This is a genomic window from Sphingobium fuliginis, assembly GCF_004152845.1.
Taxonomy (GTDB): domain Bacteria; phylum Pseudomonadota; class Alphaproteobacteria; order Sphingomonadales; family Sphingomonadaceae; genus Sphingobium; species Sphingobium fuliginis.
This window is the reverse complement of record NZ_SEON01000002.1, coordinates 213,498-236,039: the sequence shown is the minus strand read 5'-3', so window position 1 is coordinate 236,039 and position 22,542 is coordinate 213,498. Positions and strand designations below refer to the sequence as shown.

At 67.3% G+C, this 22,542-nt stretch carries 23 protein-coding genes and 1 tRNA gene; 4 read left to right on the top strand and 20 right to left on the bottom strand.

Annotated elements, in window-relative coordinates:
• Positions 1–61: 61 nt before the first annotated feature.
• From EWH10_RS06035 to rplU, 6 genes are all read right to left on the bottom strand, one after another.
• Positions 62–982 carry an NAD-dependent epimerase/dehydratase family protein gene (locus tag EWH10_RS06035; protein ID WP_025551603.1) on the bottom strand — a complete coding sequence of 307 codons (921 nt, stop codon included), beginning with the start codon at positions 980–982 and terminating at the stop codon, positions 62–64.
• Positions 983–986: 4 nt separating this feature from the next.
• Positions 987–2,117 carry a glutamate 5-kinase gene (proB, locus tag EWH10_RS06030; RefSeq protein ID WP_044661672.1) on the bottom strand — a complete coding sequence of 377 codons (1,131 nt, stop codon included), beginning with the start codon at positions 2,115–2,117 and terminating at the stop codon, positions 987–989.
• Positions 2,118–2,238: 121 nt separating this feature from the next.
• A complete protein-coding gene (obgE, locus tag EWH10_RS06025) occupies positions 2,239–3,333 on the bottom strand; it encodes a GTPase ObgE (RefSeq protein ID WP_044661673.1) in 1,095 nt (364 codons plus the stop codon).
• A 122-nt stretch (positions 3,334–3,455) separates the two neighbouring features.
• On the bottom strand, positions 3,456–4,046 hold the full coding sequence (locus tag EWH10_RS06020; RefSeq protein ID WP_044661674.1) for a GNAT family N-acetyltransferase: 591 nt from the start codon (positions 4,044–4,046) through the stop codon (positions 3,456–3,458).
• Positions 4,047–4,319: 273 nt separating this feature from the next.
• On the bottom strand, positions 4,320–4,589 hold the full coding sequence (rpmA, locus tag EWH10_RS06015) for a 50S ribosomal protein L27 (protein WP_022683124.1): 270 nt from the start codon (positions 4,587–4,589) through the stop codon (positions 4,320–4,322).
• Between the two features lie 30 nt (positions 4,590–4,619).
• Positions 4,620–4,916, bottom strand: coding sequence for a 50S ribosomal protein L21 (gene rplU, locus EWH10_RS06010; RefSeq protein WP_007683601.1), 297 nt, complete (start codon positions 4,914–4,916; stop codon positions 4,620–4,622).
• A gap of 188 nt (positions 4,917–5,104) precedes the next feature.
• On the opposite strand from rplU, the gene EWH10_RS06005 reads away from it, so the two are divergent.
• Genes EWH10_RS06005 through ybaL form a run of 3 tightly spaced genes read left to right on the top strand, consistent with a single transcriptional unit; the run spans position 5,105 to position 7,405 of the window.
• Entirely contained in the window at positions 5,105–5,503 is a 399-nt protein-coding gene (locus EWH10_RS06005; RefSeq protein WP_044661675.1) for a hypothetical protein, read from the top strand.
• Between the two features lie 56 nt (positions 5,504–5,559).
• Positions 5,560–5,700 (top strand): hypothetical protein, encoded by a 141-nt coding sequence (locus EWH10_RS21670; RefSeq protein ID WP_165363323.1) that lies wholly within the window; start codon positions 5,560–5,562, stop codon positions 5,698–5,700.
• A gap of 58 nt (positions 5,701–5,758) precedes the next feature.
• The gene (gene ybaL / locus EWH10_RS06000) at positions 5,759–7,405 is read left to right on the top strand and encodes a YbaL family putative K(+) efflux transporter (protein WP_025551612.1); all 1,647 of its coding nucleotides are present in this window, start codon (positions 5,759–5,761) and stop codon (positions 7,403–7,405) included.
• 141 nt (positions 7,406–7,546) lie between these two features.
• On the opposite strand, the gene EWH10_RS05995 is transcribed toward ybaL, so the two are convergent.
• The 13 genes from EWH10_RS05995 to EWH10_RS05935 form a co-directional block, all read right to left on the bottom strand.
• Complete coding sequence (locus EWH10_RS05995; protein WP_044661676.1) at positions 7,547–9,088, bottom strand: cryptochrome/photolyase family protein; 1,542 nt, start codon at positions 9,086–9,088, stop codon at positions 7,547–7,549.
• A gap of 40 nt (positions 9,089–9,128) precedes the next feature.
• Complete coding sequence (locus EWH10_RS05990) at positions 9,129–10,877, bottom strand: DEAD/DEAH box helicase (protein WP_044663049.1); 1,749 nt, start codon at positions 10,875–10,877, stop codon at positions 9,129–9,131.
• 360 nt (positions 10,878–11,237) lie between these two features.
• The gene (gene rplA, locus EWH10_RS05985; RefSeq protein WP_044661677.1) at positions 11,238–11,936 is read right to left on the bottom strand and encodes a 50S ribosomal protein L1; all 699 of its coding nucleotides are present in this window, start codon (positions 11,934–11,936) and stop codon (positions 11,238–11,240) included.
• A gap of 4 nt (positions 11,937–11,940) precedes the next feature.
• Entirely contained in the window at positions 11,941–12,372 is a 432-nt protein-coding gene (rplK, locus tag EWH10_RS05980; RefSeq protein ID WP_044661678.1) for a 50S ribosomal protein L11, read from the bottom strand.
• 187 nt (positions 12,373–12,559) lie between these two features.
• Complete coding sequence (gene nusG / locus EWH10_RS05975; RefSeq protein ID WP_007683610.1) at positions 12,560–13,096, bottom strand: transcription termination/antitermination protein NusG; 537 nt, start codon at positions 13,094–13,096, stop codon at positions 12,560–12,562.
• 29 nt (positions 13,097–13,125) lie between these two features.
• Positions 13,126–13,332, bottom strand: a complete 207-nt coding sequence (secE, locus tag EWH10_RS05970) for a preprotein translocase subunit SecE (RefSeq protein WP_025550848.1) — start codon at positions 13,330–13,332, stop codon at positions 13,126–13,128.
• Positions 13,333–13,502: 170 nt separating this feature from the next.
• Positions 13,503–13,578 (bottom strand) — tRNA-Trp (locus tag EWH10_RS05965).
• Between the two features lie 170 nt (positions 13,579–13,748).
• Positions 13,749–14,972 (bottom strand): dihydroorotase, encoded by a 1,224-nt coding sequence (locus EWH10_RS05960; RefSeq protein ID WP_044661679.1) that lies wholly within the window; start codon positions 14,970–14,972, stop codon positions 13,749–13,751.
• A gap of 169 nt (positions 14,973–15,141) precedes the next feature.
• Complete coding sequence (locus tag EWH10_RS05955; RefSeq protein ID WP_025550847.1) at positions 15,142–16,152, bottom strand: aspartate carbamoyltransferase catalytic subunit; 1,011 nt, start codon at positions 16,150–16,152, stop codon at positions 15,142–15,144.
• Positions 16,153–16,216: 64 nt separating this feature from the next.
• Positions 16,217–17,827, bottom strand: coding sequence for a phytoene desaturase family protein (locus EWH10_RS05950; RefSeq protein ID WP_044663050.1), 1,611 nt, complete (start codon positions 17,825–17,827; stop codon positions 16,217–16,219).
• Positions 17,824–18,996, bottom strand: coding sequence for an aromatic ring-hydroxylating oxygenase subunit alpha (locus EWH10_RS05945; protein ID WP_371873078.1), 1,173 nt, complete (start codon positions 18,994–18,996; stop codon positions 17,824–17,826). Before EWH10_RS05945 ends, EWH10_RS05950 begins: the two co-directional genes overlap by 4 nt.
• Before the next feature lie 69 nt (positions 18,997–19,065).
• Entirely contained in the window at positions 19,066–19,581 is a 516-nt protein-coding gene (locus tag EWH10_RS05940) for a phosphoribosyltransferase (protein WP_044661681.1), read from the bottom strand.
• 4 nt (positions 19,582–19,585) lie between these two features.
• A complete protein-coding gene (locus EWH10_RS05935; protein ID WP_044661682.1) occupies positions 19,586–20,575 on the bottom strand; it encodes a bile acid:sodium symporter family protein in 990 nt (329 codons plus the stop codon).
• A 137-nt stretch (positions 20,576–20,712) separates the two neighbouring features.
• Between EWH10_RS05935 and EWH10_RS05930 the strand changes: the two genes are divergently transcribed.
• Positions 20,713–21,468 carry an enoyl-CoA hydratase-related protein gene (locus tag EWH10_RS05930; protein WP_025550838.1) on the top strand — a complete coding sequence of 252 codons (756 nt, stop codon included), beginning with the start codon at positions 20,713–20,715 and terminating at the stop codon, positions 21,466–21,468.
• A 154-nt stretch (positions 21,469–21,622) separates the two neighbouring features.
• Here EWH10_RS05930 and EWH10_RS05925 read toward each other — a convergent pair whose 3' ends face one another.
• Positions 21,623–22,507: a DMT family transporter gene (locus EWH10_RS05925; RefSeq protein ID WP_025550836.1), complete on the bottom strand. Its 885-nt coding sequence runs from the start codon at positions 22,505–22,507 to the stop codon at positions 21,623–21,625.
• Positions 22,508–22,542 lie beyond the last annotated feature (35 nt).

Below are 22,542 nucleotides of genomic sequence, written 5' to 3'. Positions count from 1 at the left end.
GGAGGCGGTTTAGGCCTTGCCAGGAAGGTCCCCGCTCAGGCCGTGGCGGAGGCCGTTCGGCCTATCGCAGCCAGCCTTTCGCCCGATAGGCTTCGGCAGTGGCCTTCAATCCCTCTTCCGTCGGCACCCGGGGCACCCACAGCTTTTTGGGCGGTTGCCTGCGCTTCGTCACGACCCAGTCGGGGTGGCAGAAATAGCTGACCCGGTCGGGCGTCAGCCTGGCGTTCCTGCCGCGCACCAGCCGGTCGAGCCGCGCGCCCATGCCCAGCAGCCAGGCGGGCGTCGCGAAGGTCCGCACCGGCCGTCCGACGGCGCGTCCGATCGCCTGCGCGAAGTCCATATGGTCCCAGCCGCCGGGCGTGCCGTCATCGACCTCATAGACATGGGTCAGGCTCTTCATGTCCTTTTCGACCGCCAGCGTCAGGAACAGACGGGCGAGGTCGCCCACCTCGATCACCGACAGGCGTCCGCCGGGCGGCATCAGCATGATCCCGCGCCGGGCCATGCGGAACAGTTCCAGCATCTCCCGGTCGCCGGGGCCGTAGATGGCGGGCGGGCGGATGATCGTCCAGTCGAGGCCGCTCGCCTTCACATGCCGCTCCGCCAGTTCCTTCGACCAGCCATAGTCCGACAGTTCCGGTTCCCGCGCCGAAAGCGAGGAGACGTGGATCAGCCGCTTGACCCCGCGATGCCGCATCGCGTCGACCACCGCCATGGTGCCGCGCGCATTGCCCGTTTCGAAGCCTTCGCGGTCGGGCGCGTTCACCACGCCGGCGATGTGGATCACCACATCGGCGTCGCGCACCAGCGTGTTGAGCGCCGCCCGGTCCTCCAGCGCGCCGGGCACCCATTTGAGATGGGCGCGCGGCGGCTGCGCCCGGCGGGTGATGGCGCTGACATGATGTCCCGCCGCCAGAGCCTGATGGAGCGTTTCGGCGCCGACGAAACCCGTCGCGCCCGTCATCGCAATGCGCAGGGACATGGGATCAGACCATCGCCATATGATCGCGGTGGACCAGCACCGAGCGGGGCAGATGCCCCAGCAGCGCGGCGATGTCCTCGCTGCGCTTGCCGGCGATGCGGGAGGCTTCCTCGCTGTCATATTCGATGAGGCCGCGGGCGATCACCCGACCATCCTCGGCCAATATGTCGACCACGTCGCCGCGGGCGAAGATGCCATCGACCCGCGCCACGCCGGCCGGGAGCAGGCTGTTGCCGCGGCCCAGAGCCGCCTCCGCCCCCGCATCGACCACGATCCGACCGCGCACGGTGAGGCGGCCGGCGAGCCAGCCCTTGCGCGCGCCCCTGGCCTGTGCGGCGAGGAAGATCGAGCCCTTGCCGCCATCGGTCCAGTGCGACAGCGGCGAATCCACCTTGCCGGAGATGATCGCCAGATGCGCGCCGGCCCCGGTCGCGATCCGCGCCGCCTCGATCTTGGAGGTCATGCCCCCCGATCCCATGCCCGAGGCGGAGCCGCCGTCCGCCATCCCGGCGATGCGCGCATCGATGCGCTCGATTGTCTCTATCAGCATGGCGTCCGCATCGACATGCGGGTTGGCGGTGTAAAGCCCGTCGACGTCCGACAGCAGCACAACTGCGTCAGCCCGTGCCGCCTGTCCGATGCGCGCCGCCAGCCGGTCATTGTCGCCGAAGCGGATTTCCGCCGTGGCGACGCTGTCATTCTCGTTCACGACCGGCACGACGTCGAGCGCCATCAGCCGTTCCAGCGTGGCCGACGCATTGAGATAGCGGCGGCGGTTTTCCAGATCGTCCAGCGTCACCAGCATCTGCGCGGCGGTGATGCCCCTTTCGTGGAGCAGGCTGGCCCAGCATTGCGACAGCGCGATCTGGCCGGTGGCGGCGGCCGCCTGCGCGTCTTCGAGCGAGCCGCGTCCGCCCTTGGGCAGTTTCAGCCGCCGGGCCCCCAGGGCGATGGCGCCGGAGGAGACGATGATGATCTGCTGGCCCGCAGCCTTGCGCGCCGCGATGTCGGCCACCAGCGTGCGCAGCCAGGATTCGCGCACCTCGCCCTTCGGATCGACGAGCAGGGCGGAGCCGATCTTGATGACCAGGCGGCGGATTTGCGAAGGAGGGAAGCCGGAGAGGGAAGAAGTCATGAAGCGGTCCGAATGCGCTCCTCCCCTGCAGGGGAGGCGTTGGGGTGAGGAGGCAAGGCGGGGGAAGCCCTATCCGGCAAGCCCCCATCCCCGACCCCTTCCCTGAAGGGGAGGGGAGGAGTTACAGTGGCGACCACGGCTTCTCGTCTTCTTCTTCTGTCCCATCCTCATCATCCTCGCCGGGCTGGTCCAGCAGCGGCAGCACTGCGTCCAGCAGGGCCGGCACGCCTTCGCCGGTCGCGCCGGAGATGATGAACACATCGTCCACCCCGGCCTCGTCCCGAAGCTGGCCGGCAATGTCCTCCATCAGTTCCGGCCCCAGCAGGTCGCCCTTGTTGAGCGCCACGATCTGCGGCTTTTCGTCCAGCCCGCCGCCATAGGCCGCGAGTTCATCCTGCACGATGCGGAACTGTTCGACCGGGTCGTCGCCGGTCGCGTCGATCAGGTGCAGCAGCACCCGGCAGCGTTCGACATGGCCCAGGAAGCGGTCGCCGATCCCCGCGCCCTCGGCCGCGCCTTCGATCAGGCCCGGAATGTCGGCCAGGACGAATTCCCGGTCGCGATGCAGCACCACGCCCAGTTGCGGCTTGGTGGTGGTGAAGGCATAGGCGCCGACCTTCGCCTTGGTGTTGGTGACCTGGTTGATGAAGGTCGACTTGCCCGCATTGGGCATGCCCACAAGGCCCACATCGGCCAGCAGCTTCAGCCGCAGCCACACCCACATTTCCTGCCCCGGCCAGCCCGTGCCATGCTGGCGCGGGGCGCGGTTGGTGCTGGTCTTGTAGGACAGGTTGCCGCGCCCGCCGTCGCCGCCGCGCAGCAGCACGACGCGTTGCCCGACCTGCGTGAAGTCGGCGAGCAGTTCCTGTTCATATTCCATCGTCCCGTCCTCATCCTCCGTGCCGTCGACGGGCGTGGGATCGGACAGGATCTGCGTGCCCACCGGCACCTTGATGACGAGGTCTTCGCCGCCGGCGCCATAGCGGTTCTTGCCCGCGCCGGGCATGCCGCGCTGCGCCTTGAAATGCTGGGTGTAGCGGAAGTCGATCAGGGTGTTCAGCCCGGCCACCGCCTCGAAGATGATGTCGCCGCCTTTGCCGCCGTTGCCGCCGTCGGGACCGCCATATTCGACATATTTTTCGCGCCGGAAACTGACCGCGCCGGGACCGCCCCAGCCGGACTTGATGAAAATCTTCGCTTGATCAAGAAAATGCATCGCGCGCCCATAGCGGTTTATGCGGCGGAATTAAACAGGCGCGCGGCAAAAGCGGCCGCTTGCCCGAAAAGCGGCCGGCGCCGGAGAAGGCGGCGCCGTGCCGCCATCCCCGGCAGCAGGGATCAGGCCGCCAGCGCGGGCAGCGAATCCCCGTAGAGGTCGGTCGACGAATCCGTCATCATGGGGCTGGCGCCCGCCTGTCCGGAGGCGCCTTCCTCGAAGACCAGGCAATCCGCCGCCGCGCCTCGGCCCAGGCTGAAGCGCCTTTCCATCCGGCCGGCATAGCGGAAGCCGAGCTTGCGCAGGACGTTGCCGGATGCCGGATTGTCCACGAAATGGGCGGCGCGCACATCGCGGACGCCCGAGGCGCGGGCCATGTGCATGACGGCGCTGGCCGCTTCGGTCGCGAAGCCGAGTCCCCAATAGGGGCGGGCGATCCAATAGCCCAGCTCCACCCTGCCATCAGCCGCCGCATGGAGGCCGCAGCCGCCGACAAGGCGCGGTGCGCCCTTGGTGCGGGTGAAGGCAAGCAGGCTGGGCAGGCGCGGGTCCTGCGGCTGGGCCAGGAACGCCTCCGCATCGGCCTGGCTGTAGGCGGCCGGTGCGCGGGTCAGGTTGCGCAGGACGGCCGCATCGCCGATCGCTTCTGCAAGGGCCGGCGCATCTTCCATCCAGCCGGGCCGCAGCAACAGGCGGGGGGTACGGGCGAACATCGAAAGTCTCCTAATCTCCGGCGCGCCAATGACCGCGAAAAGTTACGGCTTGACGACTATCTTCTCTGGCTGGGCCCCGCCCGCACGACGCGCGAGAAAGCGAGGGGTTCCAGAGAGTTGAGGGAAATTCAGGGGAGACGCCCGTCGACACGAAAAAGGGGCGCTCCCGGATGGGGCGCCCCTTGTTTCCCTCGAACTCTGGCGGTGTGACCAAAGTCGTTCCGCCAGGAGGATCGCCCCGATTGCGAGGGACGATCCGTCATCGATCGTCCGTTATTCGGCTGCTTCGGCCAGTGCGTCGACCGACACATATTTGCGGCCGAGCTTGCCGGTGTGGAATACCACGCGGCCTTCACCCAGCGCGAACAGCGTGTGGTCCTTGCCCATGCCGACATTGCGGCCCGGATAGACGCGGGTGCCGCGCTGGCGAATGATGATGTTGCCGCCGATCACTTCCTGACCGCCGAACTTCTTCACGCCAAGGCGCTTCGATTCCGAATCGCGACCGTTGCGCGACGAACCGCCAGCTTTCTTATGTGCCATGACTTAAACTCCTCGTGACTTTGCTGCGGCTCAGGCGATCGACACGATCTTGAGGATCGTGTGATTCTGGCGGTGGCCGTTGCGACGACGGTAGTTGTGCCGGCGGCGCTTCTTGAAAACGATGACCTTCTCGCCCTTCGCCTGCGCGACGATTTCGGCGGCGACGGTCAGCTTGGCTGCGTCCTTCACGTCGCTGCCTTCGCCGGCGAACAGGACGTCATCCAGGGTCACCTTGTCGCCAGCCTCACCGGCCAGCTTCTCGACGACGATCTTGTCTCCGGCGGCGACGCGATACTGCTTGCCGCCCGTGCGCACGACTGCGAACATGGCTCTTCTCTTCTCGTTCAAATCTGCTTTACGCAGATCGTCGAGGGACAATGCCCTGTTGGACCCGCGCGGGAATGTGGCCCGCTACTGGAATGACTCGCCCATGTCAACCGGCAAGCGCGGCATTCGGGGCTGGTTTTTGGCCTTGCGCGTCCCTATCTTGGCGCGGCGAAAGGATAGCATCACGCATGACGCCAGCGCCATACAGGAATGAAGCACTGGCCGCCCGGCTGCTGTTCATCCTGACCCTGTGGCTGTCGATCGGCGTGGCCCTGCTGAGCGCGCTCGCCCCCCTGGGACCGCCATCCAGCCGGTTCACCGGCTCCGCCTTCAACCCGGCCACCACCGCCGTGGTGTTGAAGGCCCGCGCCCATGCGACCCCTGTCGCCGCGCAGGCCATCGAGCCGGATGGCGACGGGCGGGCGCCGTTTCCGGCGTTCGCCATGAGCGGGCCGATGGCCATCGCGATGCTGCCGGGCGTCGTCCTGCTGCGCGCCGGCGACCGATTCTCTCCCGCCTTCGTTTCTTTCCCGTCCTTCCACCTGCATTCCCCCCGGCGGGCGCGGGCGCCCCCGGTCCTTTCCTGACGTATCGCCCTCTGGGCGGCCGTTCCAGGCCGCCATCAGGAAAAAGGAGCCTCTTCATGACCCGCAGAAGATCGAGACGCGGCAGCACGGGGTCGTCCCGCCGCCGTCCGCCATGGTGGTTCATGCCGGCCGTCATGGCGGGACTGGGCGCGGCCGGCGCGCTGTTGTCGGCGGCGATGCTGACCGTCGCTGAATGAATATGATATGCCGCCGATGGAGGGCGTTCCTCCATCGGGGGTCAGGGAAAGACACTCCATGCCCCATCACACGCCCCTGATCGGAACGATCGTCGCGGGCCTTGTCGTCGCCTTCGTCATGGGCGCCATCGCCCATCGCCTGAAACTGTCGCCGCTTGTCGGCTATCTGATCGCCGGGATCATGGTCGGGCCGTTCACGCCGGGCTTCGTCGCCAATGCCAGCCTGGCCAATGAACTGGCGGAGATCGGCGTCATCCTGCTGATGTTCGGCGTCGGCCTGCATTTCTCCCTGCGCGACCTTCTGTCGGTGAAGAACATCGCGGTGCCCGGCGCGCTGGGCCAGATCGCGGTGGCGACGCTGATGGGCATGGGCCTGGCGCATGTCATGGGCTGGCCGCTGCTGGGCGGGCTGGTCTTCGGCCTGGCGCTGTCGGTGGCGAGCACCGTCGTGCTGCTGCGCGCCCTGCAGGGGGCGGACCTGGTGGAAACGCGCCGGGGCCGGATCGCCGTCGGATGGCTGATCGTCGAGGATCTGGTGATGGTGCTGGCGCTGGTGCTGCTCCCCGCGCTTGCCGGGGTCATGAACAATGCCGATGCGGCGGGCGGGGCCAATGCCGGGGCCTTGCTGGCGCCGCTGCTGGGCACGCTGCTGAAGGTCGCGGGCTTCGTCGCGCTGATGCTGGTGGTCGGCCGCCGCGTCATTCCCTGGGCGTTGCACTGGGTCGTGCATAGCGGATCGCGCGAACTGTTCCGCCTGGCCGTGCTGGCGATAGCGCTGGGTGTCGCCTTCGGCGCGGCGGTCGCCTTCGACGTGTCCTTCGCGCTGGGCGCGTTCTTCGCCGGCATGATTTTGGGCGAGACGCCGCTCAGCCGCCGCGCGACGGAGGAGACGCTGCCGCTGCGCGACGCCTTCGCCGTGCTCTTCTTCGTTTCCGTCGGCATGCTGTTCAATCCGGCGGTGCTGGTCGAGCAGCCGCTGCCGTTGCTGGCCACGGTGGCGATCATCATCGTCGGCAAGTCGATCGCCGCCTTCGCCATCGTCCGCGCCTTCGGCCATCCGGGCGACACGGCGCTCACCATCGCGGCGAGCCTGGCGCAGATCGGGGAATTCTCCTTCATCCTCGCCTCATTGGGCACGGGACTGGGGGTCTTGCCGGCCGAGGCGCGCGACCTGATCCTTGCGGGCGCGATCGTTTCGATCTTCCTCAATCCGCTGATCTTCTCCCTGATCGTGCGCGGGCACAAGCAGGAGGAGGTGGAGGAAGAGGCGCAGGCCCAGAAGGCGAAGGCCAAGCCGCGCATCGGCCATGTCATCCTGGTCGGCTATGGCCGGGTGGGGAAGCTGATCGCGGATCGGCTGGCCGAGAAGGGCGCGCATTTCGTGGTGATCGAAGCCGATTCCGACCGGGCGGAGGAGGCGGAGGAGGCCGGCCTTACCGTGGTGCGGGGCAGCGCGCTGGAGGACCGGCATCTGCGGGCGGCCGGCATAAACGAGGCGCGGCGGCTGCTGATCGCCGTGCCCGAAGGGTTCGAGGGCGGCGCGATTCACGAACATGCGCGCCACCTCAATCCCCATCTTCAGGTCATCGCCCGCGCCCATTCCGATGCGGAGGTCAGGCATCTGGAGGGGCTGGGCGTGCCCCATGTGGTGATGGGGGAGCGGGAGCTGGCGGCGCGGATGTTGTCGCTCTGCGGGGCGGGTTAGGGTGTTGACGGAGCTTGGTCGATCGATGCGAAGGCATTCTAGAGCATCGTGCGCAAAAGTGGGAACCGGTTTTGCGCTTAAAAGGATGCGACAACAAAAGCTTGGAGCGCGCGGCCTGCGTAGGATTTAACGCAGCGCGCTCTAACCGGTGCCCAATCCGTCGAGGAACCGCGCCGCCTGTTTCCTGAGGGCGGCGCGGTCCTCCACGCTCATCCGGTTCCAGTTGCGATAGGGCATGGCGAGGCGCGGATTGCGCGCCAGCTTCCGCTCGTTGCGGGCCAGAAAGTCCCAGTAGAGCGCGTTGAAGGGGCAGGCGTCCTCGCCGAGGCGTTGCTTCACGTCATAGCGGCACCGGCCGCAATAATCCGACATGCGGTTGATATAGGCGCCGCCCGCCGCATAGGGTTTCGACCCCAGCAGGCCGCCGTCCGCGAACAGCGCCATGCCGATGGTGTTGGGCATTTCCACCCATTCATAGGCGTCGGCATAGACCTCCAGATACCAGACATGCACCTGCACGGGGGCGATCCCGGCGAGCAGGGCGAAATTGCCGGTGATCATCAGTCGCTGGATATGATGGGCGTAGGCGTGGTCGATGGTCTGGCCGACCGCCCGGGCCATGCAATGCATGTCGGTCTTGCCCGTCCAGTAGAAGCCGGGCAGGTCGCGCTTCGCATCCAGCGCGTTGCGGCGGCCATAGCCGGGGCCTTCGTGCCAATAGACCCCGCGCACATATTCGCGCCAGCCGATGACCTGCCGGATGAAGCCCTCCGCCGCGTTGAGCGGGACCCTGCCGGCGCGGTATCGCCCCTCCACCGCCCGGCAGAGCGACAGCGGGTCGAGCAGTCCGGCGTTGATATAGGGCGACAGGACCGAGTGCCAGAGGAATGGCTCATCGGTCAGCATCGCGTCCTGATAGTCCCCGAAGCGGGGCAGGGCCTGGTCGAGGAAATGGTCCTGCTGGCGTTGCGCATCCTCATGCGTGACGGCGAAGTGGAAATGGTCGAGCGAGCCGATATGGTCTGAAAAACGCGCCGCGACCAGCGCCAGCACGTCCTGCGTGATCGGGTCGGGGCGGAAGCGGAGCGGCTGCGGCATCAACAGGTCGCGCCGGGGCGGCGGTTTTCGGTTTTCCGCGTCGAAATTCCACTGGCCGCCTTCGGGTTCGCCCTCTTCCGTCAGCAACAGCCCGGTCCTGCGGCGCATGTCGCGGTAGAAAAATTCCATCCTGAGCTGCTGGCGCGCCGCCGCCCAGGCATCGAATTCGGCATGGGAGCAGAGGAAGCGGTCATCCTCATGGATGGTGACGGGGATGCCGAAGCGGCCTTCCCATTCCTCCAGCATCGCGCGGACGCGCCATTCGCCGCCCTCCGTGACGTGGATGGCGGAGGGACGGTGGCGTGCGACGGCGCGGGCGACCTCCCCGGTGAAGCTGCCGCTGTTTTCCGGCTGGTCGAGCTTCACATAGTCGACCGTCCATCCGAGCGCCCTCAACCGATCGGCATGATGGCGCATGGCGGAGAGGATGAAGGCGATCTTGGCCTTGTGATGGCGGACATAGGTGGTTTCGTCCGCTACCTCCATCATCAGCAGGATGCTGCTTGCCGGGTCGGCGTTCCGGAGCGACGCGATGCCGGGCGTCAGCTGGTCGCCGAGGATCGGGATGAGGAGGGGGGCAGCCATGGCTTTTCAATGCATGAAGGGCTGCCCGGCTCCCGCCCGGTCAACCGCGGGGCTTGCGGGGGCCAGCCTTGCGCGGGCCGCCCTTGAACGGCCGCGCGCCATAGGCGGGCCTGGGGCCGTGCCCTTCATTGGGGCGACCCTTGCCGCGCGGGCCGCCGTCGCGCCGGTTTTCGCGCGCCATTTCGCGGGGCTTGCCCTCGATCTGCTCGATCGCGACTTCGGCGCCCTCGTCACTGGCCTGGCCGGTGCGTTTCACCGCGCCGACGAACTTCGCCGCGATGGCGGAAGGGATTTCGAACATCGTTTCATTGGCGGCGATGCGGATCGCGCCGATCTCCTGCCGCGACACATGGCCGCGGCGGCAGATGAGCGGCAATATCCAGCGCGGATCGGCATTCTGGTTGCGGCCGATGTCCATGCGGAACCAGACCGTATCCTCAAACCCCGGACGCGGTCCGTCGCGGCGGGCGGGCGCTTCGCTGGCGTCCAGCAGCTCCTCCGGCGCGGGAAGGGCGGCGCGGGCGCTCTTCACCAGCATGGCGGCGATTTCCTTGGGCGATTTTTCGGCCAGCAGTTCGGCGCCCAGCGCCCAGTCCTGCTCGTCCAGCTCGGCGCGTTCCATCAGCTTCTCGCGCAGGCGGGCATTGTCCTGTTCCTGGATCGCTTCCCGGCTGGGCGGGGTGCCCCATTCGACGGGGATCTTCGCGCCGCGCAGCATGGATTCGACCCGGCGGCGGCGCGGATAGGGGACGATCAGCACGGCCGTCCCCTTCTTGCCGGCGCGGCCGGTGCGGCCGGAGCGGTGCTGCATCGTTTCCGCGTCGCGCGGGATTTCGACATGGATGACGAGGCTGAGATTGGGGAGGTCGATGCCGCGCGCCGCGACGTCGGTTGCGACGCAGACCCGCGCGCGGCGGTCGCGCAGGGCCTGCAGCGCGTGGTTGCGCTCATTCTGGCTGTGTTCGCCCGACAGCGCCACCGCCGCGAAGCCGCGCTCCGTCAGGCTGGCGTGGAGGTGGCGGACATTGTCGCGGGTGGCGCAGAAGAGGATCGCCGTTTCCGCCTCATGATAGCGCAGCAGGTTGACCACCGCGTTTTCGATGTCGGCGGGGGCGACGGTGACGGCCTGATAGCTGATGTCGCCATGGCCGCGCTCGTCGCTGACGGTGGAGATGCGCAGCGCGTCCTTCTGGTAGCGCCTGGCCAGCGCCACGATCGGCTTGGGCATGGTGGCGGAGAAAAGGAGCGTGCGGCGGCCCTCGGGCGCGCCGTCGAGGATTTCTTCCAGATCCTCGCGGAAGCCCATGTCGAGCATTTCGTCGGCTTCATCGAGCACCACCGTCCTGATCGCCGACAGGTCGAGCGCGCCGCGTTCGAGATGGTCGCGCAGGCGGCCCGGCGTGCCGACGACGATGTGCGCGCCGTGGGAAAGCGCGCGGCGTTCCTTGGCGGCGTCCATGCCGCCGACGCAGGTGGTGATGCGGGCGCGCGCCTCGCCATAGAGCCATTCCAGTTCTCGCGCGACCTGAAGCGCCAGTTCGCGGGTCGGCGCGATGGCGAGGGCCAGCGGCTGGGCGGCGACGGGCAGGCGGTTCTGTTCGCCCAGCAGTTCGGCGGCCATGGCGAGGCCGAAGGCGACCGTCTTGCCCGATCCGGTCTGCGCCGAGACGATGAGGTCGCGGCCTTTGGCTTCGGGCTGGGTGACTTCGGCCTGGACCGGGGTCAGGCTTTCATAGCCCTTTCGCGTCAGCGCGTCGGACAGGAGGGCGGGGAGATGTTCGAAAGACATTATATTTTCCATCGGTAAAGCGACCCGCCATTCCCGACGGATACGAAGGTGACCTCAATGCGCTCCGGGGGGTTTTGGAGCCGGGGTGCAAGGTCATGCACCCCGAAGTTCACACCGTTGCCGGGCGAGTCCGCCCAAGGTCACGGTGTCTGGTGATCGCGTTATAACATGCATGCCTGTCCTCCGTTCGCCCTGAGCTTGTCGAAGGGGCTTTTTTCTTTCCTTCAGGAAAAGAAGAGGGCTTCGACAGGCTCAGCCCGAACGGGTGAGAGGGCGTTTTATGGTGCCAAGTCTCTAAAAAGCGAAAGCCTCCTTCCCCGCATGGAGGAAGGAGGCTCCCCTATCTGTTTGTGCGTCGGATCAGGCCGAAGCGACTTCCGCCACGTCGACCTTCACGCCCGGGCCCATCGAGGACGACAGGGCGATCTTGCGGACGTACTTGCCCTTCGAACCCGACGGCTTCGCCTTGACGATGGCGTCGACGAAGGCGTCGAAATTCCTGCGCAGGTCTTCGGCCGAGAAGCTCGCCTTGCCGAGGCCGGCATGGATGATGCCCGCCTTTTCGACGCGGAATTCGATCTGGCCGCCCTTGGCGGCCTTGACCGCTTCGGCGACATTCGGGGTGACGGTGCCCAGCTTCGGGTTCGGCATCAGGCCTTTGGGGCCCAGAACCTTGCCCAGGCGACCGACCAGACCCATCATGTCGGGGGTGGCGATCACGCGCTGGAAGTCGATATTGCCCGCCTGGATCGATTCCAGCAGGTCTTCGGCGCCCACCACGTCGGCGCCGGCGGCGGTCGCGGCTTCAGCCTTGTCGCCGCGGGCGAACACGGCGACGCGGACGTCCTTGCCGGTGCCGGCGGGCAGGGTCACGACGCCACGGACCATCTGGTCGGCGTGACGCGGATCGACGCCCAGGTTGATCGCGATTTCGACGCTTTCGTCGAACTTGGCGGTCGCATGGGTCTTGATCAGGCCCAGCGCCTCATCGACGCCGTGCAGCTTTTCGCGGTCAACGGCAGCGGCCAGGGCCTTCGCCTTCTTCGTCAGCTTTGCCATGGTCTTAGCCCTCCACCACTTCGAGGCCCATCGCGCGGGCGGAGCCTTCGATGATCTTCGTCGCTGCGTCGATGTCGTTCGCGTTCAGGTCGGCCATCTTGGCCTGCGCGATTTCGGCGAGCTGCGAGCGCTTGATCTGTCCGGCGGAAACCTTGCCCGGCTCCTTCGAGCCCGACTTCAGGTTGACGGCCTTCTTGATCAGATAGGTGGCGGGCGGCTGCTTCGTGACGAAGCTGAACGAACGGTCCGCATAGACGGTGATGATGGTCGGCAGCGGGGTGCCCTTTTCCATCTTTTCCGTCGAGGCGTTGAACGCCTTGCAGAATTCCATGATGTTCACACCGCGCTGACCCAGCGCCGGACCGATCGGCGGCGAGGGGTTGGCGGCTCCAGCGGGCACCTGGAGCTTGATATAGCCCGTAATCTTCTTGGCCATTTTCACTCACTCTGTTGCTGGGCGTGCCCGAAGGCGCGCCCGGTTCAAGTTTAGCGGTATTGACGGATCACCGGAGCGATCCTCCCGCACTTTCCCTTGTCGTCATGCCAGCGGAAGCTGGCATCTCAGGCCGCAAGGGAACGGCCTGGGGCACGAGATCCCAGCTTTCGCTGGGATGACGTGAAAATCACTTCGACAGTTCGACCTGTTCGAAGTCCAGTTCGACCGGGGTGGCGCGGCCGAAGATCGACACCGACACCTTGACCCGGTTCTTTTCGAAATCCAGTTCCTCGACCGTGCCGTTGAAGCTGGCGAAGGGGCCGTCCAGCACCTTGACGCTGTCGCCGATCTCGTAATCGACGTTGATCTTGTGCTTGGGCGCGGCTTCGGCGGCCTTCTGCGCGCCGAAATAGCGGGCGGCCTCCGCCTCGCTGATGGCCTGCGGCTTGCCGCTGGACCCCAGGAAACCCGTCACCTTCGGCGTGTTCTTGACGAGATGGTAGATGTCGTCGTTCATCGCCAGCTTGGCGAGGACATAGCCGGGCATGAACTTGCGCTCGACCTGCACCTTCTTGCCGCGCTTCACCTCCGTCACGGTCTCGGTGGGGACTTCCACCTGCTCGACCAGCTGGGAGAGGCCCATGCGCTCGGCTTCGGACAGGATCGATTCCTTGACCTTGTTCTCGAAGCCCGAATAGGCGTGGATGATGTACCAGCGCGCCATGTTATCCTGTCAAACTCCCAGTTTCGTCGTCAGGCCTGTCCGGCGGCGAACGCCAGCAGCCACTGGACGATCGCGCCGAAGAAGGTGTCGATGCCGAAGAAGAACAGGCCCAGCAGCGAGGTCATGATGACCACCATCACGCCGGTCATGATCGTTTCGCGGCCCGTGGGCCACACGATCTTCGACGCTTCGGTCTTCACCTGATTGACGAATTCGCCCGGAGAAACCTTCGCCATCGCCCGCACCAAATCCTTCCAACAAACACCAAAGCGCGAAGCAACAGTCCGCCCTCCCGATCCCGCCCTGTTCGGCGTCCGGGGGTGCGGCCGCGCTCCGCGACCCATGCTTCGTCAAGCACAGCTAGCCGCGAACCCCCGATATTTCAAGGTTTCGCGGCCAGTTCGCTTGGCAGGAGTGGAGGGACTCGAACCCCCGGCATTCGGTTTTGGAGACCGACGCTCTACCAACTGAGCTACACTCCTGCACTGGCCGGGGCCAGCGAAGGAGGGCGCTTTAGCGTGGCCCGCCGGGGAGAGCAAGCGGGAAAACCGAGGGCATGTTCCGATTGGATGGAATCGGAACATGCCCTCGGTTTTCCCTGCCTGCCGTGATTTCCGAACCTTGGGAATGGGCCATTTCACTGGAGATCGCCCTAGAGGAAATTCCCGCCCTTCATGATCCTGCGCACGCGGCCCTGCACGGGCATGCGGTCGAACGGCGTGTTTCCGGCCTGGGCGGCCATCTTCCCCGAATCCACGATCCACGGCGCGTCCGGATCGATGAAGATCAGGTCGGCGGCGGCGCCCGCCGCGAAGCTGCCGCCGTTGACGCCCAATATCCTTGCCGGGTTGGCGCTGAGCAGCGTCATCAGCCGGTTGAGCGTCACATGCCCGTCCCGCACCAGGTTGAGCGACAGGGCGAGCAGCGTTTCCGCGCCGGCCATGCCGGGGGCGGCGTCCGCGAAGGGCAGGCGCTTGTCCTCCGGCCCGCGGGGATCGTGGCTGGACGTGATGACGTCGACGGTGCCGTCCGCGACCGCTTCGATCGCGGCCTTCCGGTCGTCCTCCGACCGGAGCGGCGGAGAGAGGCGCGCGAAGGTGCGGAAATCCGTCACCGCATTGTCGGAGAGGAAGAGATAGGCCGGGCTGATGCCGCAGGTGATCCTGAGGCCATCCGCCCTGGCCGCGCGGATCAGGTCGAAACCTGCCCGGGTCGTCACCAGCCGGAAATGGATCGCGCCGCCGGTCACCCGCGCCAGCATGATGTCGCGGGCGATCGCCATCGCTTCGGCGCAGGCGGGCGCGTGGGGCAGGCCGAGCCGCGTCGCCGTTTCGCCGCTGGTCGCCACGGCCTTGCCCGCAAGGCCGCTATCCTCCGCATGGGTGATGACGGTGAGGCCAAGGCCCGAGGCATAGGACAGCACGCGCATCATCACGCCGGAATCGGCGATCCACTGGCGTCCGGTGCCGACCGCCTTCGCCCCTGCGGCCTGCATCATGCCGATCTCCGCCAGCTCCGCCCCCTTCAGGCCGCGGGTGGCCGCCGCGATGGGGTGGACCCAGAAGTCGGGCTTGCCCGCCCGCGTCGCCTGGCGGATGAGGCCGGCGTCGTCCAGCGGGGAGGATTGATCGGGCATCAGCGCGGCGCGGGTGATGCCGCCGAAGTGGAAGGCCGGCTTGTCGGTGGCGAAAACGCCGAGGTCGACGAGGCCGGGCGCGACGACGAGGCCCGCCGCGTCGATGGTTTCGGCATCTTGCGGCACGGTGATGTCGCCGGTTGCGAGGATGCGGTCATCCTCGATCAGGATGACGCCGGTGGCGAGGTCATTGCCTGCGGGGTCGGCCAGCTTTCCGTTGATGATGGCGAGTTTGGTCATTTCGGATTCACCTTGCGGCCAATGCCGTCAATCCCCCTGCCTTGCGTTTTGGGATGGGGCGGGAGATGGGTCCCCGCCTTCGCGGGGATGACGGGTGAGGGGGCGGGGATGACTGAGGAGCGGGCGGACGTGGCGAAGGAACGGGCGGGGATGACGAGAGAGGGGCTCGTCATGCCCAACCCTCCACGCCGCGCGCGCCTCTGGTCAGCACGTCCAGGCAGGCCATGCGGATGGCGACGCCCATTTCCACCTGTTCCGTGATGGCGGAGCGTTGCGGGTGATCGGCGACGACGCTGGCGATCTCCACGCCCCGGTTCATCGGGCCGGGGTGCATCACCAGCGCGTCGGGTCTGGCGATGGCCAGCCGTTCCGGCGTCAGTCCGTAGAGCATGTGATATTCGCGCGGGGAGGGGATGAAGGCGCCGTCCATCCGTTCATTCTGGAGCCGCAGCATCATGACGACGTCCGCGCCCTCCAGCCCTTCGTCCATGCGGGTGTAGGGCGTCGCGCCCAGCATCTCGACCTCCGGCGGCATCAGCGTCGGCGGGGCGACGGCGCGGACCTGCGCGCCGAGGGCCGCGAGGCAGAGCATGTTCGAGCGCGCCACCCGGCTGTGCAGCACGTCGCCGCAGATCGCGACGATCAGCCCCTCGAACCCGCCCTTGCGCCGGCGGATGGTGAGGGCGTCGAGCAGGGCCTGGGTCGGATGCTGGTGCCAGCCGTCGCCCGCGTTCAGCACGGGGCAGTCCACCTTGTCCGCGATCAGCGCGACCGCGCCGGAGCTGGCGTGGCGGATGACGATCACGTCGGCGGCCATGGCGTTGAGCGTCATGGCGGTGTCGATCAGCGTCTCGCCCTTCTTCACGCTGGACTGGCCGGCGTGCATGTTGACGACGTCGGCGCCCAGGCGCTTGCCCGCGATCTCGAAGGACAGCAGCGTGCGCGTGCTGTTTTCGAAAAAGGCGTTGATCTGGGTCATGCCGGCCAGCCGGTCGTCATGCTTGCGCGCGCCGCCCCGGTTGCTCCTGGCCCAATGTTCCGCCTCATCGAGGAGGAAGCGGATTTCCCATGGCTTGAGGTCCGCGATGGAGAGCAGATGCCGATGCGGGAACAGCGCCCGGCCGGTCAGGTCGCCCCCTTCAAGATCGGACTGGGTGGAGGAAACGGGGATGTCGGGCATGAGCCGACGCTTTAGGCGAGGGTGGGGAAGAGGGCAAGTATGCTCCCCTTCCTGCGCGGCAGGTTCAGCCCCGTCCGAGCCAGCGGCCCAGCAGCGCGCCGTCCTTCATCACCTCCCGCGCGGCATTGTGGCCGGGCGCGCCGGTCACGCCGCCGCCCGGATGGGTGCCCGCGCCGCACATGTAGAGGCCCTTCAGGGGTCCGCGATAGGCGCCGTGGCCCAGGACCGGGCGCGCCGCCCAGAGCTGGTCCAGGGTCATGTTGCCATGCATGATGTCGCCGCCGACCAGCCCGAATTTCCGTTCGAGGTCGAGCGGGGAGAGAATGTCCCGCGCGATCACCGATCGGGCGAAGCCGGGCGCATGGGCGTCGACCGTGGCGACGATGCGATCCGCCGCCGCCTCCCGCTCATCGTCCCAACGGCGTCCGTCGGGCAGGACCGGCGCGAATTGCTGGCAGAAGAGGCTGGCCACATGGCAGCCGGCCGGGGCGAGGCTTTCGTCCACGGTCGAGGGGATCAGCATCTCCACGATCGGCTCGCGCGACCAGCCTTCGCGCTTCGCGTCCATATAGGCGCGGTCCATATAGTCGAGCGTGGGCGCGATGATGATGCCCGACTGGTGATGTTCGCCCATGCCGGGCAGGCAGGTGAAGTCGGGCAGGGACGACAGCGCGACATTCATGCGGAAGGTGCCCGACGCCGTTTTGAACCCGCGGATGCGCCTCAGGAAATCCGGCGGCAGGTCGGCGGGGTCCATCAGCCGCTCGTAGAGCAGTTTCGGTCCGACATTGGCGATGACGGCCCTGCCCATCACCTCCTCGCCGCTTTCCAGCCGGACGCCCACGGCGCGCGCGCCGTCGACCAGCACGGATGCGACCGGCGCCTCCAGGCTGATTTCCACGCCGAGGCCACGCACCACCTGCGCCATGATCCGGGTGATCGTGCCCATGCCGCCGACGCTGTGGCCCCAGGCGCCCTTCTTCCCGTTCACCTCCCCGAAGACATGGTGCAGCAGCACATAGGCGCTGCCCGGCGCGTCGGGGGAGGCATAGTTGCCCACGATCGCGTCGAAGCCGAAGGCGGCCTTCACCGCCTCGCTCTCGAACCAGCCGTCGAGGAAGCCGCGTGCCGAGCGGGTGAACAGTTCCAGCACGTCGCGCTGCTGTTCCAGCGTCAGGCTGCCCATTCGCCGTCCCTGCCGGAGCGCGGCGGCGATCATCGCCAGCCCGTCGCCCGCATTGGGCGGCGCCTTCAGCGTCATGTCGCGCAGCAGGTCCGCCACCACCTCCAGCGCGTCATAATAAGCGGGGAGGGTGGCGGCGTCTTTCTGGCTGAACTTCGCGAATTCCGCCTGCGTCCGCTCCAGCCCGCCGCCCAGCTTCAGATAGCGGCCGTCCGGCTGGGGGAAGAAATTGCTGATCGGCCGTTCGAGCACGCGATAGCCATGTTCGGCCAGCCGCATGTCGCTTATCACCTTGGGGTGGAGCAGGCTGACCGTGTAGCTTGCCACCGAATTGCGGAAGCCTGGGTGGAACTCCTCCGTCACGGCGGCGCCGCCCACGATAGCGCGCCGTTCCAGTATCCGCACCCGGTAGCCGGCCCGCGCCAGATAGAAGGCGCAGACCAGCCCGTTATGCCCGCCGCCGATGATGACCGCGTCATAGGCCCCGGTCATGCCGCCCGGCTCCATCCCGGGGCCGGGGCGCGATGCAGCCGCGCCTGCGGAATGATCCGCCGCATCCGCGCGCAGAAATGGCGGAGCGCGACCTCCTGCGTCGACAGGGGGCCGACGGTGAAGCTTTCCGAGGAAAGGCCCGCCTGCACCCGGTCCAGCAGGGCGCTGTCCTCCGCATTCACCCGCCGGTTGATCCGCCAGTTGAGGTAGCGGGCGGCCTTCATTTCCCGCCGCTCGTCAGGAATCGCATAGGGAACCTCCCGGATCAGCGATCGGGTGGGGGACAGCGGCAGCCACTGCATGAAGTCCACCTGGTCGGGATATATGTCGAAGGCGATATTGGGCCACAGCCTGAAATAGGTCCAAAGCCGCTGCCGCTCATCCCCCAGATGCGGTATGCGCGGCAGGAAATGCTGATAGGCCCGCTCGGACGGGTTGGAGGAGGGCTGGCGGAGGATCGGCCCGCACATCCGGTCGGCATGGGCGCCGGTTTCCACCCGATAGCCCTCCCCCATCAGGCGCCGCAGTCCGGGATGCGCGACCGCGATATGCAGCCCGTCCGAATAATTGTCCCCGATGATCTTCCAGTTCACCGCGCGGGGCCGCAGCGTCATGCGCCCCATGGCCCTCAAGTCCGCGAAGCGATAGGCCGCGATCTCCTGACCATGGGGCGCCATCATCTCCGCGACGCCGGGGCCGCCGTCATCCTCCAGCCTGACGAAGAGAAAGCCGTGGAAATCCTCGACCTCCACGGCGTGGAGCCCATGGCGGGCGGGGTCGAAGTCGTAGCCGGCCTTCAGCGGCACCCCGGTCAGGCGGCCCCGGTCGTCATAGGTCCAGCCATGATAGGGGCAGGTGAGCTTCCTGGCGCAGCCCGCGGCGGCGTCCACGATCCGCGCGCCGCGATGGCGGCAGACATTGGCGAAGGCGCGGATGACGCCGTCCCCGCCCCGGATCAGGATGACGCTTTCCCCGATATAGTCCAGCGTGCGGAAATCGCCGGGAGCGGGAATGTCGCTTTCATGCGCCACGATCTGCCAGGAGGGGCGGAATATCCGGCGCAGCTCCAGCTCGAAAAATTCGGGATCGCGATAGGTCCATGCCGGCAGGCTCCATGCCGCATCCGGGTCCGCCAGTTGCCCGCCTTCCTCCACTATCCCGCGCCCCACCCCAGCCGATAGATTTTACGTATGTATAACAACCTCGTTTTTCCGGCAATGGCGGCGGTCGGACCTGTCCTAAGCCGTTCTTTCCGGCACCTCGCCCCAGTCGGCCAATAGGCTGTCCCGGCTGGCCACCGCCTCCCACGGAAAGACGAACCAGTCCTTCGTCGCGTCCCGGTCGATCGTTTCCGCGCGATAGTCCACCGTGGCGGCGGACCGGATATTGTCGATCAGGACCGCGAAGCGCACCCCTGCGGCGGGAGCGGCCGCCAGGGCATTGCGCACGGCATTGATCGTCCGTCCGCTGTCGTTGATGTCGTCGACGAACAGCAGCGTTTCGCCTGTCGCCACGCGCTGCGCCAGGCCGGCCAGCAGCGCCTCTCCGAAATCGGGCAGCTTCGCCGACAGGTCGACCGACAGCATGGCGAGGCCGGTCGCATGGCTGAGATAGGTGGCGGGCACCAGGCCGCCGCGTCCGATGCCCACCAGATAATCGGGCCGCCATTGCGACGCCGCCAGCGCGCGGGCCAGCGCATCGATCTGGGCCAGGAACGCATCCATGGTGACAGGGGTCAGGATCGGCTGGCCCATCGCGTCAGCCCGCCGCCGCCAGACGGGTTTCGGCATCCGCCGCCGCGCCGTAGCGGCGGGCGAGGAAGGCGCAGGCCATCAACTGTATCTGGTGGAACAGCATGACCGGCAGCAGGATCGGCCCCACCGCACTGGCGGGGAACAGCACCCCGGCGATGGGCACGCCCGACGCCAGGCTCTTCTTCGATCCGCAGAATTGCAGCACGATCGCGTCCTCCCGCGACAGGCCGAGCAGCCGTCCCAGCAGCAAGGTGAAGACCAGCACGACGACCAGCATGGCGATGCAGATCGCGGCCAGCAGCAGCAATTCGCCGCGCGACACCTTCTGCCACAATCCTTCCACCACCGCCGCGCTGAAGGCGGAATAGACCACCAGCAGGATCGATCCGCGATCCACCCGCCCCAGCATCGCCTTGTGCCGGCTGACGAAGCCGCCGATCCATGGCCGGGACAGGTGGCCGATGACGAAGGGCAGCAGCAGTTGCAGCACGATGTCCTCGACCGAAGAGAGCGAGATCAGGCCGCCCGTTCCGTTCTTCTCCATCGTCAGCGCGACCAGCAGCGGCGTCAGGACGATGCCCAGCAGGTTGGAGAAGGATGCGCTGACCACCGCCGCCGCGACATTGCCCCGCGCAATGGCGGTGAAGGCGATCGAGGATTGCACCGTGGAGGGCAGCAGCGTCAGGAACAGCAGCCCCGCCCGCATCGAAGGCGGGATCGCCGCCGCCTGCTGAGTCGCCAGGCCGATCAGGGGAAAGACCGCGAAGGTCGTTCCCAGGGTCGCCAGGTGCAGTTTCCAGGCCCGGGCGCCGTTCCAGATCGCCTCCCGCGACAGCTTGGCGCCGTGCAGGAAGAAAAGCAGGACGATGCCCGCATCGGCCGCCGCCCCGGCCAGGCCGGCGGCTTCCCCGCGGGCGGGCAGCAGGGAGGCGAGCGCCACCGTGCCGATCAGCAGCAGCAGGAAGGGGTCCAGTATCTCGCGCAGGCGTTGCATGGGTCGCCTTTAGGCAGGATGGACGGAAAAGGATAGACGCGCTCGTGCCGATGCGCCAACAGTCGCGACGAACCAAGAGGCCCGCGACACGGCGACATCCGTGACAAGGGCGGAAGAACAGCAAGGAGACTCCGGTCGTGAGCGAAGGGATAGCCATTGTCGAAAATCAGGGCGTCGTCGAAATCCACATCGACCGGCCGGAAAAGAAGAATGCGCTGACCGCCGACATGTACCGCACCATGACCGCCGCGCTGGCCGACGCATCCGCGCGGGACGGGATCGGCGCCGTGCTGTTCGCGGGCAAGGGCGACGCCTTCTGCGCGGGGAACGACCTTAAGGATTTCATGTCCGGTCCGCAGGGCGGGGAAGCGGCCTTCGCCTTCATCCGCGCCATCGCCGCCTTCGACAAGCCGGTGGTCGCCGCCGTGCAGGGTCTGGCCGTGGGAGTGGGGACGACCATGCTGTTCCATTGCGACTTGGTCTATGCGAGCCCCGACGTGCGGTTCATCATGCCCTTCGTCAATCTGGGGATCGTGCCGGAGGCGGGCTCCAGCCTGCTGGCGCCGGCCATATTGGGCTATGCCAAGGCGGCGTCGATGCTGCTTCTGGGCGAGCCGATGGATGCGCAGACCGCCGACCATGCGGGTTTCGTCACGGCGATCGTCCCGGCAGACGCGCTGCTGGACCATGCCCGGCAGAAGGCGGCGTTGCTGATGACCAAGCCGCCCCAGGCGCTTGCCGCCACGCGCCGGCTGATGAAGGGCGATCCGGCGGCGCTGAACCAGCGGATCGAGGAGGAGGCGCGCCTGTTCCAGCAGACGATGCAATCCGCCGAGGCGCAGGAGGCGTTCGCCGCCTTCTTCGAGAAGCGCGCGCCGGTGTTCCGCCGCTAGAGCGCGCTGCGTTAAATCCTGCGCAGGCCGCGCGCGCATCGTGCGCAAAACCGGTTCCCGCTTTTGCGCACGATGCTCTTAGCGTCCCGCCGCTGCGGAGGATTCCGCTATGGCTGCATCGGATCGGCTGCGGGTCGGCTGCTCCCGGCGCGCCCTAAGGCTTGCCGAAGCGGATTTCGCTGACGATGACGGCGGCGACCACCAGCGCGCCGCCCAGCAGGGCGCTGGCGGGCAGGCGGTCGCCCGCGATCCAGCCGATCAGGCCCGCCCAGACGGGCTCTCCGGCATAGATCAGCGTTGCACGGGTGGCCGACACGCTGCGCTGCGCCCAGTTCATCACCAGCTGGATCAGCGCCGTCATCAGGCCCAGCCCGCAGGCCGACAGCATGACGATCCAGTTGATGGGCGGGACGGCCTCTCCGGCCGGAACCATGCAGGCGAAGGCGAGCAGGGACGTCACCGCCAACTGGATGAACGTCACCCGCGCCACATCGACGCGGCCCGCCCAGAGGCTGATGAAGATGATCTCCAGCGCGATGGCGAGCGTGCTGATGAGCGTCAGCGCCTCCCCCCGGCCGAGCGACAGCCCGTCCCGCGGCGCGGCGATCAGCAGCAGTCCCGCAAAGGCCAGCGCCACGCCGATCCAGCTTGCGAGGCGCGGCCGCCTGCGCAGGACGATCCATTGCAGGATGGGGACCAGCGGCACATAGGCCGCCGTGATGAAGGCGGAGGTGCTGCTGGGGATCGTCCGCAGGCCCCAGGTCTGGAGCGTATAGCCGGTGAAGATGCCGCAGCCGATCATCGTCCCCGCCAGCCATTCCCGCCGCGTGACGCCGCGCAAGACCGGCAGGGCGAGGGGGAGGGCGATCAGGGCGGCGGTGCCGAAGCGCAGTCCGACGAAGAACAGCGGTCCGCTGTGCCGCATCGCCTGATGCACGATCAGGAAGGTGCCGCCCCACAGCAGGGTGATGCCGATCAGCGCCAGTTCCGGGCGCCCGATCATCAGCCGGGAGGGGGTTTCGGGTGCGGCGCCGTGCATGCCGTCGCTGGTGCTGCGGATGGCCGCTCAGGTCA